The organism is Pseudoalteromonas sp. SR44-2 (genome assembly GCF_014163745.1).
Taxonomy (GTDB): domain Bacteria; phylum Pseudomonadota; class Gammaproteobacteria; order Enterobacterales; family Alteromonadaceae; genus Pseudoalteromonas; species Pseudoalteromonas distincta.
The window spans coordinates 100,084-118,450 of record NZ_JACJDW010000009.1 but is presented as its reverse complement, the minus strand read 5'-3'; the positions used below and the strand labels follow the sequence as shown (position 1 = coordinate 118,450).

General features: G+C 38.9%; 12 protein-coding genes. 6 read left to right on the top strand and 6 right to left on the bottom strand.

Translation table 11 applies throughout. From position 1 onward, the window contains the following. Positions 1–94 precede the first annotated feature (94 nt). Positions 95–1,228, bottom strand: coding sequence for a 1-acyl-sn-glycerol-3-phosphate acyltransferase (locus H5115_RS07920; RefSeq protein ID WP_165744522.1), 1,134 nt, complete (start codon positions 1,226–1,228; stop codon positions 95–97). Between the two features lie 389 nt (positions 1,229–1,617). Here H5115_RS07920 and H5115_RS07915 point away from each other — a divergent pair, with 389 nt between their 5' ends. Together H5115_RS07915 and H5115_RS07910 are read left to right on the top strand one after the other, a co-directional pair. Continuing rightward, on the top strand, positions 1,618–2,562 hold the full coding sequence (locus H5115_RS07915) for a D-2-hydroxyacid dehydrogenase (protein WP_182712855.1): 945 nt from the start codon (positions 1,618–1,620) through the stop codon (positions 2,560–2,562). Between the two features lie 185 nt (positions 2,563–2,747). Beyond that, on the top strand, positions 2,748–3,128 hold the full coding sequence (locus tag H5115_RS07910) for a DUF3192 domain-containing protein (RefSeq protein WP_024596200.1): 381 nt from the start codon (positions 2,748–2,750) through the stop codon (positions 3,126–3,128). A 68-nt stretch (positions 3,129–3,196) separates the two neighbouring features. On the opposite strand, the gene H5115_RS07905 is transcribed toward H5115_RS07910, so the two are convergent. The 3 genes from H5115_RS07905 to H5115_RS07895 are packed head-to-tail and all read right to left on the bottom strand — an operon-like array spanning position 3,197 to position 9,338. After that, the gene (locus H5115_RS07905; RefSeq protein WP_039488304.1) at positions 3,197–4,096 is read right to left on the bottom strand and encodes a diguanylate cyclase; all 900 of its coding nucleotides are present in this window, start codon (positions 4,094–4,096) and stop codon (positions 3,197–3,199) included. Next, entirely contained in the window at positions 4,080–7,889 is a 3,810-nt protein-coding gene (locus H5115_RS07900; protein WP_182754636.1) for a PAS domain-containing hybrid sensor histidine kinase/response regulator, read from the bottom strand. The genes H5115_RS07905 and H5115_RS07900 overlap by 17 nt, the downstream gene beginning before the upstream one ends. Positions 7,890–7,940: 51 nt before the next feature. Further along, a complete protein-coding gene (locus H5115_RS07895; RefSeq protein WP_182754634.1) occupies positions 7,941–9,338 on the bottom strand; it encodes a PhoH family protein in 1,398 nt (465 codons plus the stop codon). Positions 9,339–9,643: 305 nt separating this feature from the next. On the opposite strand from H5115_RS07895, the gene rapA reads away from it, so the two are divergent. Continuing rightward, complete coding sequence (gene rapA, locus H5115_RS07890; protein ID WP_182754632.1) at positions 9,644–12,538, top strand: RNA polymerase-associated protein RapA; 2,895 nt, start codon at positions 9,644–9,646, stop codon at positions 12,536–12,538. A 320-nt stretch (positions 12,539–12,858) separates the two neighbouring features. Then, a complete protein-coding gene (locus H5115_RS07885; RefSeq protein WP_024595182.1) occupies positions 12,859–13,632 on the top strand; it encodes a YggN family protein in 774 nt (257 codons plus the stop codon). A 98-nt stretch (positions 13,633–13,730) separates the two neighbouring features. Here the strand turns inward: H5115_RS07885 and H5115_RS07880 are convergent, their stop codons facing one another. Further along, positions 13,731–16,160, bottom strand: coding sequence for a zinc-dependent metalloprotease (locus H5115_RS07880; protein WP_182754630.1), 2,430 nt, complete (start codon positions 16,158–16,160; stop codon positions 13,731–13,733). 154 nt (positions 16,161–16,314) lie between these two features. Between H5115_RS07880 and H5115_RS07875 the strand changes: the two genes are divergently transcribed. Beyond that, entirely contained in the window at positions 16,315–17,283 is a 969-nt protein-coding gene (locus H5115_RS07875) for a class 1 fructose-bisphosphatase (protein ID WP_033038639.1), read from the top strand. 112 nt (positions 17,284–17,395) lie between these two features. Here the strand turns inward: H5115_RS07875 and H5115_RS07870 are convergent, their stop codons facing one another. Continuing rightward, on the bottom strand, positions 17,396–17,722 hold the full coding sequence (locus H5115_RS07870; RefSeq protein ID WP_039488300.1) for a hypothetical protein: 327 nt from the start codon (positions 17,720–17,722) through the stop codon (positions 17,396–17,398). A gap of 43 nt (positions 17,723–17,765) precedes the next feature. Here H5115_RS07870 and H5115_RS07865 point away from each other — a divergent pair, with 43 nt between their 5' ends. Further along, positions 17,766–18,125 carry a DUF5522 domain-containing protein gene (locus H5115_RS07865; protein ID WP_182754628.1) on the top strand — a complete coding sequence of 120 codons (360 nt, stop codon included), beginning with the start codon at positions 17,766–17,768 and terminating at the stop codon, positions 18,123–18,125. The last annotated feature ends 242 nt before the right edge of the window (positions 18,126–18,367 follow it).

Below are 18,367 nucleotides of genomic sequence, written 5' to 3'. Positions count from 1 at the left end.
GCCCAGTTGAAGAGGAGGTATTAGTATAGCGTTATTTTTGAGCAAAAAAAAAGCAGCAATTTAATTGCTGCTTAGTTTTGTTGAGCTGGGAGTATTAATACTCACAGCTATTGGTATTTATCTCTGTTTTACGGTGAAATGGCTTAGCGTACATGGCCAGCACTAACGGTTTTAACTCTTCTGGTACACAGGCTAAACGCTTCTCAAACGTCGCTGTATCTGGAGAGTCTATTACCGCCTCTTTACAGCCACCAGCAATGTAATTACCTGGGTGCAAATAAAACGAATCTACAATTTGCCTATCAATTGTTTTAGCAAGCTCTTCAGCACTATCACATTTAGATTCGATTGGTTGTCCAAATGCTAAATGCACATGCCCTTTAGCTGAACTAAAACCTTCAACAATACTGGCAATATCTTCACCCGCTGACTTAATATATTCACCATGATGCTGTTTATGATAAAGCTCTTTAGCCTTAGCAATTGCACACGGTTCATATTGATAAGAAATAGAAACAGGCACTATTTTTAACTCTTTAATATAATCGCCAAATTCTTTCTTTTGTTTACGTCCATTTAATTGCAACATTTTTAAAAGGGCAGGATCTGTTTGATCAAAACCGTCTTTTGCACGCCCTTCTTTTTGTGCAATCCAAATAGAATTTCCACCGATTAAAGAGTCATAGATATATGACGATAACTGGGTTAATGCTTTTAACATTTCTTTTGGTGCTTTAGCAGAGCGCTTAACAATAAAACTTTTATTTAAACGCATAAGCTCAGTAATGTAAGGTATTTGCAATAAATTATCGCCAATAGCAATACGCACTGTTTTCATTTTATGCTGATATAAACCCCAATTAACTAATGCAGGATCAAGCACTATGTCTCTGTGGTTTGAAATAAATAAATAGGCCTGATTAGCGTCTAACTGATCTAGCCCAGAAAAGGTAACTTTTGATGTGGTGCGCTTCACTAGTTTATCTAAGTATTGCGCCACTTCATTTTGCACATCTTCAACGGTGCTTACTTTGCCCCATTTTTTGCGTAACTGACTTCTTACCATTGGACGTGCAATAAAAGGCACTGCCGATAAAAAGCGCGGTAAATTATACTTTGCTATTACATCAATAAACGCATCATCGTTAATCAAACGTGTAAGCGACGCCGCAACTTCGTCGTCGTTGTATGGGCGTATATCTGCGTATTTATCTTCTAATTCACTCATTACTACATCTACAATGTTAAAAAACGGCACGCTAAAGCGCACCGTTTATGTCTATATCCGATTATAACTCAGCCAATCTAAAATGCGAAATAACCAAAAAAACGATTTTTTATTTTAGCAACTTGCTTTAAAGGCGAGTTTAATTACCTTCTATGACCATAGGCTTGCTTATAAGTGCAAAAAAACTGATCAGTCTAGCAAAATACCATGTTCTCAATCTGCTAGTGGGCAGACCACTACTACATAGCCCTCTAATCATTTGGTAGTAATAGCATTAACAAAGCCTTTCTTTCGTAGTACCTTAAGCCCATATTTTAGATTTTTGATGGATCGTAAGCCTCTTTTTTACGATTTTAACTCTTTCAGATCCACTTATTTTAGGGCTCATAATGAACATTACTATTCTTGATAACGCAACGTTAGCTAAAACATCTCTTTCGTGTATAGAACAACTTGGTAAATTAACGACTTATGAACTTACCAGCCCAGAGCAAGTTATTGAGCATTGCCAAGGCGCTGATGTATTAATTACTAATAAAGCAGTTTTGAATCGCGATACAATTAGTCAGCTAACACAGCTGAAATTAATTTGCGTAAGCGCAACCGGTACTAATAATGTTGATTTAGAAGCCGCTAAAGAATTTGGTATTGCCGTAACTAATGTAGCTGGCTACTCAACCCCTTCAGTTGTTCAACATACATTTTCTTTAATTACTAACTTACTGGGTAACACCCACCGCTATCAGGCGGATTGCCAGCAAGGCGCATGGCAAAAAAGTGAAATGTTTTGCATACTCGATTACAGCTTTAACGACTTGCAAGGTAAAACATTTGCCATTATAGGCGGCGGTACGCTAGGCAAAGGCGTTGCTAAAGTGGCTGAGGCATTTGGCGCTAATGTTATTGTTGCAGAGCGTAAAGGGGTTAAATGTCGCGATGGTCGTACGCCTTTTGAAGACGTCATTAAAACAGCCGATATAATCAGCGTACACTGCCCGCTTACAGATGAAACACGTGATTTAATCGCACTTAATGAGCTTAAAATGATGAAGCCAAGCGCTATAATTATTAATACAGCACGTGGTGGTATTATTAACGAAGCCGACTTAGCAACAGCGCTTAAGCAAAACCTAATTGCTGGAGCGGGTGTTGATGTACTAACTAAAGAACCTGCTGAAACTTCAAATCCACTTGCTAATTACACAGGCAATAACTTATTACTTACTCCACATATTGCATGGGCAAGTACTGAATCTATTGTGCGTTTAATTAATGAAGTAAGTTTGAATATTGCGGCATTTACTAAAGGTGAATCACGCAACCGCTTGGTTTAATCATTTTATTGTAGTAATCAAATAAGCTAAAAAATGGCTGTTTTTACTAATATATTTAATATTTTATTAGATAAAAACAGCTAAAATCACTTAACAAACTGATTTATAAAAACTTATCAATATGGTCTACTCTTTGCTTTAATACAGTTAATAACCAATTAAAAATCTTATTAAGGTAAATAAAAATGAAAAAATCACTTTTAGCAGCCGCTTTAATCGCTCCATTTTTAACAGGCTGTGTTATTGCCGTGTCAGATGGTGAAGCTGAGACTCATTGGGCAGGGAAAAACTCATCAAGCTGGCAAGCACAGCATAAAAATAATCGTGAAGTTATATCAGAGCTAAAAATGGATAGCAGCTACCAATCTGTTTTAACGCAATTAAAAACGCCTAATTTTACAGAGCTCTTAAAAAAAGATGACGATGTATACCAAGTACTTTTTTATGTAACGCATAGCAAGCATTCAGATTCAAAAACAACAAAAGATGAATGTACGCCACTTGTATTTAAAAATGATAAGTTAGTGGGCATTGGTGATACCGCTTTAGGTATGATCACGCAGTAACTAATAAAAAGCAGTTTGATACTAAAAACGCCAATATATAAATATTGGCGTTTTTGTATATTAAGTTTTTAGCGTGCGACTATTCTATCTCGCCCTGCATCTTTAGCGGCATATAGGCCTAAATCTGCCTCTTCTAATAATGCTTGCTCAGCATATACTTTACCACTTTGTGTAGTGGCAATACCTATACTTATAGTGATGTGGTCGGCATTTAATGAAGCTTTATGTTCTATATTCAAAGCATTTACAGCATTGCGTAATTTATTAGCAAACTCCATAGCTTCATGCCTATCAATTCCGGGGAGCACAGCTGCAAACTCTTCGCCGCCATAACGAGCAATAAAGTCACTGCCACGTTCACATTGAGCTGCAAGTGCTTGCGCAACATTCTTTAAACACTCATCGCCAGCACGGTGTCCATAGCAATCGTTATAACGTTTAAAATGATCTATATCCATTAGTAACACCGATAGCGGTGTGCCACTTCGTTTGCTGCGGCGCCATTCTCGAGATAAGTTTTCATCAAGGTAGCGTCTATTTGGTATTTCAGTTAAGCCATCTATCGAAGCTAGCATTTCTAGCAAATCATTTTTTTGCTTTATGAGGAGTTGGTTGCGCACTCTAACGCGAACAATAGAAGGACTAAATGGCTTGGTTATGTAGTCCATTGCACCGAGCTCTAAGCCCTTTGCTTCATCATCATGGCTACGATTGGCTGATATAAATATAATAGGAATAGACTGAGTTATTGGGTTTTCTTTAAGCTCCACAAGTACTTGATAGCCGTCAATTCCAGGCATAATTACATCAAGGATTATTAAATCAACTTGCGCTGTTTTTACAAAGGTCAGTGCTTTTTCACCACTTTCAACTAAGAACACGTCGTGTTCTGCTTTAAGTGTTTTTTCAAGTACTAATCTGTTGATTGGATCATCATCCACAATAAGTACTTTAGCTCTTTTCGACATCCCTAACCCCTAGCCCTTTTATAAAAACAATTACCTGTTCTAGCTGTATGATAAGCTCTTGTAGTGTAATCTCAATAGGCTTATTAGTTGTTTTAAGCGTTCTTTCACACAATAAAGCACAATGTGATAATCGTCTAAAACCTAAATTACCAGCTACCCCCTTGATACTATGCACTAAACGTACCAAATCATTCTTATTGGTTGTTTCTTCTAGTTGCGATAGCTGGGTTTCACACAAGCTAGCAAACTTATCAATCATCGTATTAAGTAGCTTTTCATCCATACTAAACTGCGTTAAAGCAAATGATTTTTCAAAAAAGCTTGGTTTAACTAAGTTTAAATCAGCAATTGCATCAATAAGTACTTTAGCAACAACCGGTTTAGTTAAATGTTTATTCATGCCGCACTTTAAAGAACGCTCTACATCAGCAGGCTCGCAATGAGCCGTTAAAGCAAAAATAGGCAGTTGCTTTGCGTCAAACTGTTGACGAATCAAAGCGGTTGCTTGACAGCCATCTATTTTCGGCATTTGCACATCCATCAATATTAAGTCAGGCTTTAAAACTTGCAATAATTCCATACCAATTGATGCGCTTAAAGCCGTAACAACATTTACATTTGCTTGGCGCAGAACACTGCTAATTATTTCTAAGTTAAGCTGATTATCATCAATTGCTAATACAAGTAGACCCGATATATCAGCTTTACTTTCAGTTGCACTGTGAACTGCGGCACTTGTATTAACTATAGGCTTTTGCTGAGAGTTCAAACTAAATAGCCTTTGCCCTAATGCCGATGCTTTAACGTGATGCGCAGCTAAGTGCTCGCTTGTCGGTAAATTAAGTGTGTGCTGATGATTAATAATAATTACCGATGTTTCTTTAGCTGATAACGAATCATTAATCGCTTCAACATTTAAAAGTGCAGGTAAGTCAGCTGCATCAATTATTATTTTTTGAGTATTAGAGAGCTTAATTGGGTATTTTAGTACCTCATCTAAATTAATATTAGCAAGTTCGTTATATGCATTTGTCACCTGCTTAAGCTCTTTACTTTGATCAGATAAAATAGCCAATGTATTAGTCGGTAACACTGTGTTTTTAGTGGTATCAACTAAAAAGCTAATACTGAAATAAAATTCGCTGCCGTGGCCTTTTTTACTCTTTAAAGCAATCTCCCCACCCATTAACGATACTGCATGTTTAACAATAGCTAAACCTAGCCCAACCCCTTGGTGTATGCGTGTTGAAGATTCATCACCTTGAGTAAAAGCGTCGAATAAGCGACTTTGATCAGCTTCATCTATACCCATGCCAGTATCGATTACTTTAAAGCAAATATGCTGTTGCTCTAGGCTATCGCTTTCAATAAGTTCCATTTTTAAAGTAATGGAACCTGTTTTTGTAAACTTAACGGCATTAGTTAATAAGTTACCTAATATTTGCTGCAAACGTATACTGTCGCATATCAAATCAGGTGCTATTAGCGGGTCAATATCAATAACAAATTCAATACCTTTTCCTTCGCACAATGGAGCCGTTAAGCTTTCACAAATATCCACCAGCTCAACCATGCTAAAAGACGCTTGTTTTAAATCGGTTTGCGAACCTTCAATACGTGCAAAATCAAGCATTCTATTAAGCATTAATAACAAGCTTTGTGCTGCATGCTTAGCTTGATCTGTTTGTTGTAATTGCTTTTGCGTTAAGCCTTGCTCAATTAACATATCAAGCAACCCTAAAACAGCGTTCAAAGGGGTACGTATTTCATGACTTAAATTGGCTATAAAGCGGCTTTTAGCTAGGGTTGCTCGTTCGGCATCTAGTTTTGATTTAGTTAATGCACTCACATCCTGAATGTGTATAACATAATAAGCTGGATCGCGGTTTTCATCCCAGACAAGCGATACACTTAGTTGCAACCAGCTTGTTAAGCCCCCTTGAGCAAGCGTTAAATGGTATACGCGTTTTTTGTCATCTAGCAATTGCGCTAAAGTGCTTTTTATTTGCTGCCATTGGGAGTCATCAAATAATGCTTTCAACTGCTCCCCAACTAGTACTGGCTGATCAGAAAACTGCTTTCTTGCTGCTTTATTTACTTGCAATATGGTGTGTTCAAGCGAGAGTAAAACCACGCAGTTAGCCGCAAATTCAATTGCACTTCTAAATTTAGATTCAGATGATTTTAAGGCCAATAATGTTTGTTGCTGCTCGGTAATATCGCGACCAATGCCCATGGTTCCTAACAGGTGTTGGTGCTCGTTATAAAAAGGTGCAATAGTAAGTTGATACGATTTTGTATCGGTTTCTATTCGCTGTTCAACACTATTTCTGTTTTGTAATACTTGTTTTTCAAGCGCATTTATTTGCTGATCATTGTCACCTAAATCATCCACATATTTACCAACTAATGCAGTTTGATCTTTACCGATATACGCCTCAAATGCTCTATTGCATCCTAAGAATGATCCATCAATGTTTTTAAAGTAAATAAGATCTGGCACACTGTTTAGCATAGTGTTGAGTAAAGCTAAGTGGCGCTCTTTCGCTTCGTAACTGCGGCTTAGTTTTTCTGATTGCAGCTGAACTTGGTCGTCCAGAGCTTTATTTGCACTTTGTAATGAATCAACTAACTGTTTGTTTTTATTAAATACACGCTTCACTTTAGAAAACCAAGGTTGCCAGCTCAATGGTACTTTGTAATTTAGCTGCTCTTGGGGCTGTGTACCGTTACTCTCAAGGTATGACATTAAGTGAGTCATCGGCTTTATAAAAATGCGCTGACTTAACCAAAAAAACACGCCAAACATAATACTTAAAAATAGCGTTAAAAATGTAAACTCTAGTAATATCTCATACTTAATTGAGCTTATTAATTGGGGTTTGTGCTCGTAAAATGCTGCGTGAATAGGTAACTCATCCATAGGCTGCATAAAGTAATTACTATCACTAGTTAATACTGTTTTTTGACTCTGATGCTCGGCCAAGTCTGGCCAATAATTATTTAACGCAGTTGCTTGCTCTATTATCTGTTTAGAGCTGGCAATAATTTGATGCGATTGGTTCATAAAAACGTATTCACCACTGTTCGGTGACACCTTTTTTAACCATCCAGAAATTGCTTGAACATCATAAATTAAAATAATGTAATCGGCTGAGCCTGTGCTTCGTTGTCGACCAATAGCAAAATACGAATTGTCATTCACTTTAACAATAGGGCTTGAAGTAAGTTTGTTTTGCGCAAATTTTGGCTTAAATTTTCCATTTAAAATTTCAGTAAGCATTAAACTTTGGCTTTTGTTGTGCCTGCTTACATAAGCAAAACCATTATCATCAACATACGCTACAGCAGATAATGACTGCATTAACGCAAGCGTTGTATTAAACGAAGGCCCTAATGTAATAGCCTGCTGCCACTGCATTAATGCCTTAGCAGATAACGCAAACTCACCTTTACCTACAATTTCCGTACTTTGATCAATAAAATGACGATAATAGTAACCATCATATTGATTTATGCCTTCGAGCAAATCTTGGTTTATTTTGGGATAAGTCGCTTGCTCGTATAAGTTAAACATGGTGGTAAGTAGATTACTCACCGAGTCCATCCCGTGAGTAACCTGTGCTGAAACATTTGTAAAATCAGCTTGGCGTTTTTCAACCGTCCGCTCAAGCTTTATATTATATAAGTGCAAGCACAGTAAAAAAGCGACAATCAATGGCACTAACAGCGCAATAAATAATGAACGATAATAATGCTTCAGAGGTAAAAAATTCAATGTACTGCCTGCCATTTGGCTCGAAAATCAATCGATAGACTATCGAGCCAATTTGTTAAGCGCAAGTTATAAATTTTCTTCTGCAAATGACGCTAAGCGACTACGCACAACACCGTTGAGGTTTATTGTTGCGCTGCCTTCAAAGTTTTTAAAGCGCTCTACTATGTACGTCAAGCCCGATGTTACTGGCGTTAAATAGTTACTATCTATTTGCGCCAAGTTACCTGTACAAATTAATTTAGTACCTTCGCCGCAGCGAGTAATAATCGTCTTAAGCTGAGATGCCGTTAAATTTTGGCTCTCATCTAAAATTACCACCGCATTTTGAATGCTACGCCCGCGCATAAAGTTAACCGATTTAAACTGTACATTAGCCTTCTCCATTATGTAATTTCGACTCGATATTGGGTTTTCGTCGCCTTTGTGCAATACCTCCAGCGTATCAGTGATAGCTGCAAGCCATGGCGCCATTTTTTCCTCCTCCGTGCCTGGTAAAAAGCCTATAGACTCTGCTATTTCTGGCGTATTACGGGTAACTATTACTTTATCGTAAATACCTTTTTCGATGACCATTTCAAGGGCGCTGGCAAGTGCTAACAAGGTTTTACCACACCCTGCTGGTCCTGTTAAAATAACAAGTTCAATACCTGTATCCAGTAATGCATCTAATGCCATCCCTTGATAAATATTTTTGGGCTTAACGCCCCATGCTTGTTGATGCATTAAACGCTCAACACCAATATCTTTGAGCGTTATGTGCTCGTCATCGTAGCATTTAACGCGCGCCGCAAAATGCTCCCCTCCATCAAGTAAATATTCATTACAAAATACATCTGGTATTAAGTTTTTAGGCACATGATGAAACGTATCGCGTCCGTGCTGCTGCGTATTACACTCCCCTACATGATCCCAAAAATCCCCTTCAATTTTTTTATAACCACTAGTGAGTAGGCTTATATCGTCAATAAGTTGGTCGGTACGATAATCCTCAACATATTTAAGCCCGGCGCCTTTGGCTTTTAAACGCATGTTTATATCTTTTGTAACAAGTATTACTTTTGAATCACTGTGCTGCTTTTGTAAGTACACGGCGCAATTGATAATACGATGGTCGTTTTCGTTACCAGGCAAACCAGAAATGGAGTCGGCAAATAAATGGTCGTTTACAATAATGAGGGTACCGGCAGAGCTCGCTTTTGCCTTTTTGTTACTCGGCAGCGCCACGCCTTGTAGCATTTGCTCAGGCGTTGCATTTTTAAGTACTTCATCTAATCCACGAATAGCGACGCGCGCATCACGGCTTACGTCGTGTTTCCTGTCTTTTATATGGTCAAGTTCTTCAAGCACCGTCATCGGAATTACAACGTCATGCTCTTGAAAAGACAAATAAGCGAGTGGTTCGTGAAGTAGTACGTTGGTATCTAGCACATACATTTTACTTTCAAGGTTCGAAGCTTTTTCCATAGCACTTTCCTTACGTTTTATGATTTTTATGCTATACCAAAATAACTAAGTAAAACGGGCAAAACTTAAACCTGCAATACTTAATTGCTAAGGCATAATGTAAGTTTAGTCTATTTGTCATAAAAGTCCGTTTTATTACAAACTGTAATTAGTTTTGATTTACCTAAAAAAGAGTCATAAACAAGCTGTTTTAATAGTAATAATTAACACTTACAAAATTAATTAAAAGTGAGCCAAATAGCGCCTTGCAGTGGTGTTAGCTTACAGGTAACATAGCCGCCTTTTTCATCATAGACGAGACATACATGAATTTTTCCTTAGGTCAGCGTTGGATCAGTGATACAGAGTCAGATTTAGGATTAGGCACCGTTGTTGCCATTGAAGGCCGTCAGGTCAGCATATTATTTCCTGCCAGTGGTGAAAACCGTGTTTATTCTAGTGCAGAGGCACCTGTTACCCGTGTGGCATTTAATCCTGGCGATGTGATCAAAAGCGTTGAAGAATGGGAATTAGAAGTAGAGTCTATTGAAGTACAAGGCGAGTTACTTTGTTATCATGGCACCCGTGTTGATAATGGCGAAACAGCTAAACTTAAAGAGACCTTTTTAGATCATTTTATTAAGTTTAATAAACCACAAGATCGTTTATTTGCAGGCCAAGTAGATCGTTTTGATCGCTACACACTTCGCTACCAAACGTGGTTACATAAATTTGAACGTGAGCAATCGCCTATTAAAGGCTTAATTGGTCAGCGTGCTAATCTTATTCCGCACCAGCTTTATATTGCCCAAGAAGTGGGTAAACGTTTTGCCCCACGCGTACTTTTATCAGATGAAGTAGGCCTTGGTAAAACAATTGAAGCGGGCATGATACTACATCAACAAATTATTAGTGGCCGTGCAAGCCGCGTACTCATTGTTGTGCCAGAAAATCTACAACACCAATGGTTAGTAGAAATGCTACGCCGCTTTAACTTACGCTTTTCTATTTTTGATGAAGAGCGCTGCGACGAAGCGTTTGCAGATTCTCCAAACGTATTTGATACAGAGCAACTAGTACTTACCAGCCTTGAGTTTTTAACCAAGAAAAAACGTTGGTTTGAACAAGCAACGCTTGCTGATTGGGATCTTTTAGTAATAGATGAAGCCCACCACCTAAGTATAAATAACGGCAAACCAAGCTCAGAGTATCAACGTATGGCAGAGCTTAGCCAGGATATTCCGGGCCTTATTTTGCTTACCGCAACGCCTGATCAACTTGGTCACAGCAGCCACTTTGCACGTTTACAGTTACTCGATCCGGATCGTTTTTACGACTATGACGTGTTTAAAGAAGAAGAAGCAAATTATAAAGACGTAGCGCAAGCGGCAAATCAATTACTGCAAGAGCAAGCTCTGGACGACGCAGCCAAAGCCACGCTAATTGAGTTATTAAAAGAAACCGACATTACTGATATTCTTGAAAAAGCACAGCAAGGTGATTTACCAGCGCGTAAAGAAATACTTAACATGCTACTCGATCGCCACGGCACAGGTCGTATATTATTCAGAAATAGCCGCAGCGGCATTGACGGCTACCCAAGCCGTAAATTACACGCCTACCCAATGGCACTGCCAAAACAGTATAAAACGGCTATGTCGGTTCTTGGTAACATGGGCGGCATTCAAAATGCTGAACTAAGTGCACACCGTGCTCTGTTTCCTGAAAAAATATTTCAAGAATTTGAAGGCGAAAGCGCAAGCTGGGGTTTATTCGATCCACGTGTAGATTGGTTAATCGACACCCTTAAAACACTTAAGCGCGAAAAAGTACTGCTTATATGTGCTAAAGCTGAAACAGCTATCAGCCTTGAGCAAATACTGCGTGAACGCGAAGCAATTAAAGCGTCGGTATTTCACGAAGGCATGTCTATTATTGAGCGTGACCGCGCTGCTGCATTTTTTGCAGACGAGTACGATAATGCACAAATATTACTGTGTTCAGAAATTGGCTCAGAAGGTCGTAACTTCCAGTTCTCGCATCACTTAGTGTTGTTTGATTTACCACTAAACCCAGATTTGCTCGAGCAACGTATTGGTCGATTAGACCGTATAGGCCAAACACAAGATGTGAACATTCATGTGCCATATTTTGAAAACACCGCTCAAGAAGTACTGCTACGTTGGTATAACGAAGGTCTAGATGCATTCGAATCTACATCAACAACGGGGCAAATGCTTTATAAAGAGTTCCGTGATGACCTACTTGAGTATATTTCTGCGCATAACTGCGATGAAGACGAGCTCGATCCATTACTTGAGCAAGTAGCACAACAAAATGCAGTACTGCGTAAAAAAATGGAAAGCGGACGAGATCGTTTATTAGAGCTACATTCATCGGGTCAAGGTGCTGCCGATTCGCTTGTGACTGATATCGAAAAACTCGATAACCAGTTTGAATTGCCAAGCTACATGATCAATGTGTTTGACACATTTGGCGTAAGCCAAGAAGATAAAGGCGAAAACACCATTATCTTAAAGCCAACGGAACATATGTTAAATGCATCGTTCCCATCGCTTAAAGAAGACGGTATGACGGTTACCTTTGATCGCGACACTGCACTTTCGCAAGAAGATGTACACTTTATTAGTTGGGATCACCCTATGGTGCAAGGCACCATGGATATGATTTGTGACGACGACTTTGGTAGCGCATCGGTGGCTTTACTTAAAAACAAAAAGTTACCGCCTGGTACCTTTTTTGTTGAGCTTATTTTTGTTGCAGAAGCAATGGCACCAAAAGTATTACAAGTTGGTCGCTTTTTACCGCCTACACCAATTCGTATATTGCTCGATAAAGCAGGTAATAACCTAGGTGAAAACGTGGCATTTGAAGGCTTTAATCAGCAGTTATCAGCCGTAGGCCGCCAAACAGCAAGTAAACTTGCCGGTGCATTGCAAAGCGCTGTCCACCCAATGATCACTACCGCTAAAGATATGGCACAAGAAAAACTTGAAGTTATTCGCGCAGCGTCACTTGCTAAAATGCAAACGTCACTCAGTGAAGAGCAAGAACGACTTGTTGCTCTTAAGCAAATTAATCCGAATATTCGCCAAGAAGAAATTACCTTCTACGATAAGCAACGTAACGACCTAACTACGTATATTGAAAAAACGCAGTTACAACTTGATGCAATTCGCTTAATAGTGGTTTCACACTAAATATTTAGTTTTTTGAGCCGACTCCAGAGTGAATTTAGAGTCGGCTATTAAGCCTTAATTGATATAAATAGCTGTATTTTTTTAAACTTCATTACAAAGCCACGTGTTCTTATTTTACTATGAGCCAATTCTACCCTCTCTAGCTATATATTAAGCCCTTTGTTGGACTGTTGATTTTGCCCAACATAACCGTATCTAAAAACTCAAGCTGCACTGTATACAACTATTCTGTGAGATAGTTGATAGGTTTATTTTCCCTTGCATAAAGTTGTTTTTTTGTTAACCTACTCGCCTTCCATTTTAGTCTTTTTGAGGTGTTTATGGCGTTTCTATCTCGTTCGATATTGGCGTTATCCATGGCGCTCTCAAGCACTAGTGTCTTTGCTCAAGCCCAATGCGATGTTGAATTACGTCATGGTTTAATTATTACTGACGATGCAATTCGCATATTAGATAAAGGCCAGACTCGTGTCCAAATTAATAACAATAACCAACTGTTTATTCGCGGTTATTGGGTTGATTTAAGCGATGACGAAAGCAAAGTACTCGAACAGTTTAGTAATGGTATTCGCCACACAGTCCCCGAATTAGTAAACCTTGCTACCGATGGTGTTAACTTAGGTTTAAGCGCTATTGAACACGTAGTTGAAGGTATGTCAGACAAAGAACCTGAAGTACTTAAAACACAACTGCAGTATGTAGAGCGCGCGCTAATGGATAAGTTTAAGCGCGGAGATGACTTCTTTTTTATAGCCCCTCAATCACTTTCGCAAATAGATGACTTTTTTACTAAAGAGATCAGCCAACAAATTCACTCTGCTGTTCATGGATCGTTAGGTGCTATTTTGGTATCACTTGGAGATGCGTTTAAATCCCGTGAAGGTAATATAGAAGATCGCATTAACGACATGGGGCAACGCATGGATATTATCTCAAGAGAAATTGATAAGTCGCTACAAAAAAAGGCACATCAATTAGAGCTTAAGGCTTCTGAGTATTGCGAATGTTTAAATGCACTCGATGTAACCGAATCTCGCTTACAGGCAATAGTACCTGGTATGGCCGATTACGATTTAGTGCAAATAAAGTCTTAGAGTACGTATTCGGTTTTAGAATAAAATAACACCGAGTATAAATATACTCGGTGTTTTGCTTTGTAATTGATTAAAACTAAGCGCTTCTACTTTTTATTCTAAATTGGTGAGCCCGGTGGGATTGGCAGCACTTTAAAGTTGTTTGGCCATTGTCCTTTAATTAAAAACTGATTTACTTGCTCAGCTAAATATTGCTTAAACGCACTCTCGCCAGTACTTGTATGGCTCAGCATTGAGTTTTGGTTAAAGTCTTCACTCAACTTAACTAAGTAGTAACGTAACTGCGCTTGCACTTCAGGGCTTGCACTATCGCTTGCTACTAAATCAGCCATAGCTTTTGCTGTTAAAAATTGCACGCGCTGAGTGATTTTACCTGTCATTGTATTAGGTGATGACACGTTAAACACTTGGCTATATAGCTCCTCAAGTAACTCATCTAAACTATAAAAGTCATTACTACGCGCTTGTTGCTGCGCTAAGCGATTTAAACGCTGTGCATTTAATAAAAGCGACAAGCTGTGCTGCACTGCAACCTCGGGTAATGCCATTGCATCGAGCGTTAACCCTGTGCGCCCAACTATGCTCTCGCGCGATTTAGACTCGCCATATGCTTTTGGCGGAATTAGCGATAACACAGATTCAGGAAGTAATAAGTTACTGGGCTTAAGCGTTGCAAAAATAGCGTTTACCGCTTCTTGCTGTGTTTTTTTATTAACGACTTGTGCGCCTTTTACGGGTGAGTCACCGCGTGTTTCGTATTCGTAATCAACACCGGCTATAAGCTTAACCGCAGCCTCAACCTGAAAACGGTGAAACAGATAAAGCGGAACTAGTTTTTCCTCTAATTGCGATAATGAATCGCCCGTTTTAATATTATTAATACCAAACTGCGAAAGCGCTTTTTTACGTACGTCGAGTACTCTTAAAAGTTCCTGCGAAGGATTAGTGCCGTTATCCCATAAATGAGCTGTTGGATGCGCGCCACCTTTAGCACGAGCGTCGCTATCTGATATAAACTCAAGGCCTTTGGCTTTATTTTCTTTTAAAATAGCAGCGAGTTCTGCGCTTTCATCTTGGTTAGTAAAATCGCTATAGCCATATTTAATTACCTGGGTATCCCACACGCCCATGCCTGTTGCATAGCCGCGCGTTACATCAAGCTTACCTTGTTCATTAAAACTAAGTAGTGGATGTGGGTAGTCCATTACTGAGGATCTATCACCTACCGATGCAGCAAAGTTATGAGAAATACCTAACGTGTGACCAATTTCATGCGCGCTTAATTGGCGAATGCGATCAAGCGCCATTGCTTGTAAGTTTTTAGCAACTTCATTACCTTTTAAATAAGGAGCAGCGAGTGCTTCAGCTATTAAAATATCTTGGCGAACACGCAATGAGCCGAGTGTTACATGCCCTTTAAGTATTTCACCTGTACGTGGGTCGATTACAGAACTTCCGTATGACCAACCACGCGTTGCACGGTGTACCCATTGAATGACGTTGTAACGAATATCCATAGGGTCGGCACTACTTGGCAGCACTTTTACTGTAAATGCATTTTTATATCCTGCAGCCGTAAATGCGTCGTTCCACCACTTTCCACCTTCAAGCAAAGCGCTTTTAACGGGCTCTGGAACGCCAGGATCTAGGTAATAAACAATTGGTTTAACAGGCTCACTAATAGGTAAGCTTGAATCCTTTTTAGTTAAACGATGGCGCGGTATATAACGCACATACATAGACTCACCAAGTGGCGCTGCGTAATCTTTATGTTCTATACTCCAAAAACCTGATTGCGGATTAAACTTACGAGGTGTGTAGTTATCATCTGGTAATTGAATAAGTGAATGATGCATATGAACAGTAAGCGCATAAGGGTCGGCACTTACTTGGCGAACAAATTCACCTGGTTTTGTGCCCTTAAATGTAAGTACGGCTTCAAGCTCAGTGTTTTTTACAAATGCTTTTGAGCGATTCATATAAACGGCGCTACGTGATTCATCAAGGCTAAAGTTCCCTTGCTTACGTGCAGCAAGCGTGCGGCTTACGCCATGTACATCACTTAATAAATAAGGCGTGTAATCAATAAGTGCTGTGGCTTTATCTTCTGCGACCACTTTAAAACCAGCAAGTATACTTGATGCAAACGCTTCTTTAATACTTTGCTGTTCAGCCTTGTTACTTGTATTTGCACGATAGTAAGTATTTACAGCGCGTAGCATTACTTTGTCGCCAAAACGCTCAAACTGCACAAGGTGAGTATTACCAAGCTGACCTCTATCAAGGCCTATGTCGTTAGAGCCAATACCGTAAGGCAAGCTTTGCTGCAGTAAAAATTGTTGTTCAAACTTATCAACTTTTAAATATACTTTTCCGTTTTGGGTATCGTAAAAAAACGAATAATAGCCCGGAAAATGATTCATTTGCGTAGTAAATTCATCAATTGACTTAATTGCTGCGTGCGCTTGAGTTATGATAGAGCACAGCACAGTAAAGAATATGTAACTTAGTAGTGGTATTTTTTTCATAATCTTATCTTTGTTATTTGTGTTTTAAGTACGATTAGGTGGTCCCATTATAGGGTGCTATTTAAACAATACAGTTATTTAAGACGAATTTCAGCGCTCTAAGCTAATCTCTCTCACATTATGATTGGTTTTAACACGTTATCAGGAAAATAGAATGCGTAGACTCCCTCCAGTATTACTTGAAGATGGTTGTTCAAGAGAACTTTTATCATTAATTCGAACAATTTTAGCAGCATGTAAAGAAATTTCGTTTCGCGTTGGTCAAGGCGCGCTTTCTGGCGTATTAGGCTCAACCCTTGATGAGAACATTCAAGGTGAAACTCAAAAAAAGCTCGATGTATTATCTAATCAGCTGTTAAAAGATATTTTACTGGAATCAGGTACGGTTAAAGCAATCGCCTCTGAAGAAGAAGACTACACAGTAGCAGGTAACCCAGACGCTAAATTTATAGTGGCATTTGATCCACTCGATGGCTCGTCAAATACGGATATTAACTCACTTGTGGGTACTATATTTTCTATTATGGAAGCGCCTGAAGGCTCTGACGCTGCTGATCAAAGCATATTTATGCAGCCCGGCCATAAGCAAGTTGCAGCAGGTTACGTACTTTACGGGCCATCAACAATGCTTGCGCTGACTACAGGTAAAGGCACGCGTATGTTTACCCTTGATAAAACACAAGGCAGCTTTTTACTTACACAAGATTTTGCCGAAATCCCTGCTGATACAAACGAATTTGCCATTAATACGTCTAACCAACGCCATTGGCAGCCAGCTATGCAAAACTATATCAATGATTTGCTAGCAGGCGATACAGGCCCGCGCGCTAAAAACTTTAATATGCGCTGGATTGCAGCAATGGTGGGCGATGTGCATCGCGTACTTAGCCGTGGTGGTTTGTTTACTTACCCTACCGACACCAAAGATCCTAAAAAGCCAAATAAATTACGCCTACTTTACGAAGCAAATCCAATGGCTATGTTAGTAGAGCAAGCTGGCGGTATCGCTTCCACCGGTACTGAGCGTATTATGGATATTCAGCCTGATGCAATCCACCAGCGAGTAGCTGTTATTTTAGGTTCTAAAAACGAAGTAGAAACGTGCTTGGGATATCATAAATAATCGCTTAAAACGATTACCTTCAATTTAAAAAACCGCATTCAATTGAAGTGCGGTTTTTTTGTAGGTGAGGTTTTTTTGTAAGTGAGGTTTTACACCTCGCTTTTTAAACAAATCAAACTTTTACTAACGCAACTATTTGAGCAAGCTTTTGATGATTAAGCTCTCCCATTTGCTCGCTATTACTGAGCGCATAAATAAAACCTTCGTGCTCAGCACAATCAATGTCATCTCGCGATTCAATTACGTTTGCCCAAAGCTCTAGATCATCTAAGTCTATTTCGTTACTTAAACAGCGTTTCAGCACATCAATTAAAACCTCGGTTGAGAGAGTATAATGAGTTTTATTGCTATCAGCAGGGCTTGAAACGATAACCGATATAGCTTCGTCCCTTTGCTCACCAAATGTAATAAATTCAGCTAATGCTTTTTGTGTATTCATAATATTTGTTATTCTTGGCTCACTGTTACTAAAAAGAATTATAATGACTGAACCTAACTGCACTCAATGCCACAGTACTTTAACGTGTAATGTAGACGATATATCTGCGTGTTGGTGCAATGAGCTGCCAGCTATTTTACCGCTTGATATCACAGCAACAAGTTGTTTATGCCGCAAGTGTACGCTTAATAAAATAAATACTTTTTTAGAGGCTGTTTATACACAACCTATTAAAACCCAAATAGACTTTGCAAAGCAATTTAGAGGTAACGACAATTTAATTGAAGGGCTCGACTACACTATGCAAAGTGGTTACATGGTATTTAGTAAGTGGTTCTTTTTAAAGCGTCGTTCGTGCTGCAAAAATGGTTGTAAAAACTGCCCTTATGGTTTTAAAAAGTAAAAGCTATTTAATACAACTACGAGCAAACATTGGTTTTTACCTTCTCATTTTCTTCTCTTTCACTTCTCCTTGTGAGTAATATTTTTAAGTACTGTTATTCACAAAGAGGTTTAGAGACGCTGCGCTTTTAGAGTAAGCGATTGTATAAAAATAGTATTCAAATACGAGTAAGCACTGGTTTTTACCTTCTCATTTTCTTCTCTTTCACTTCTCCTTGTGAATAATATTTTTAAGTACTGTTA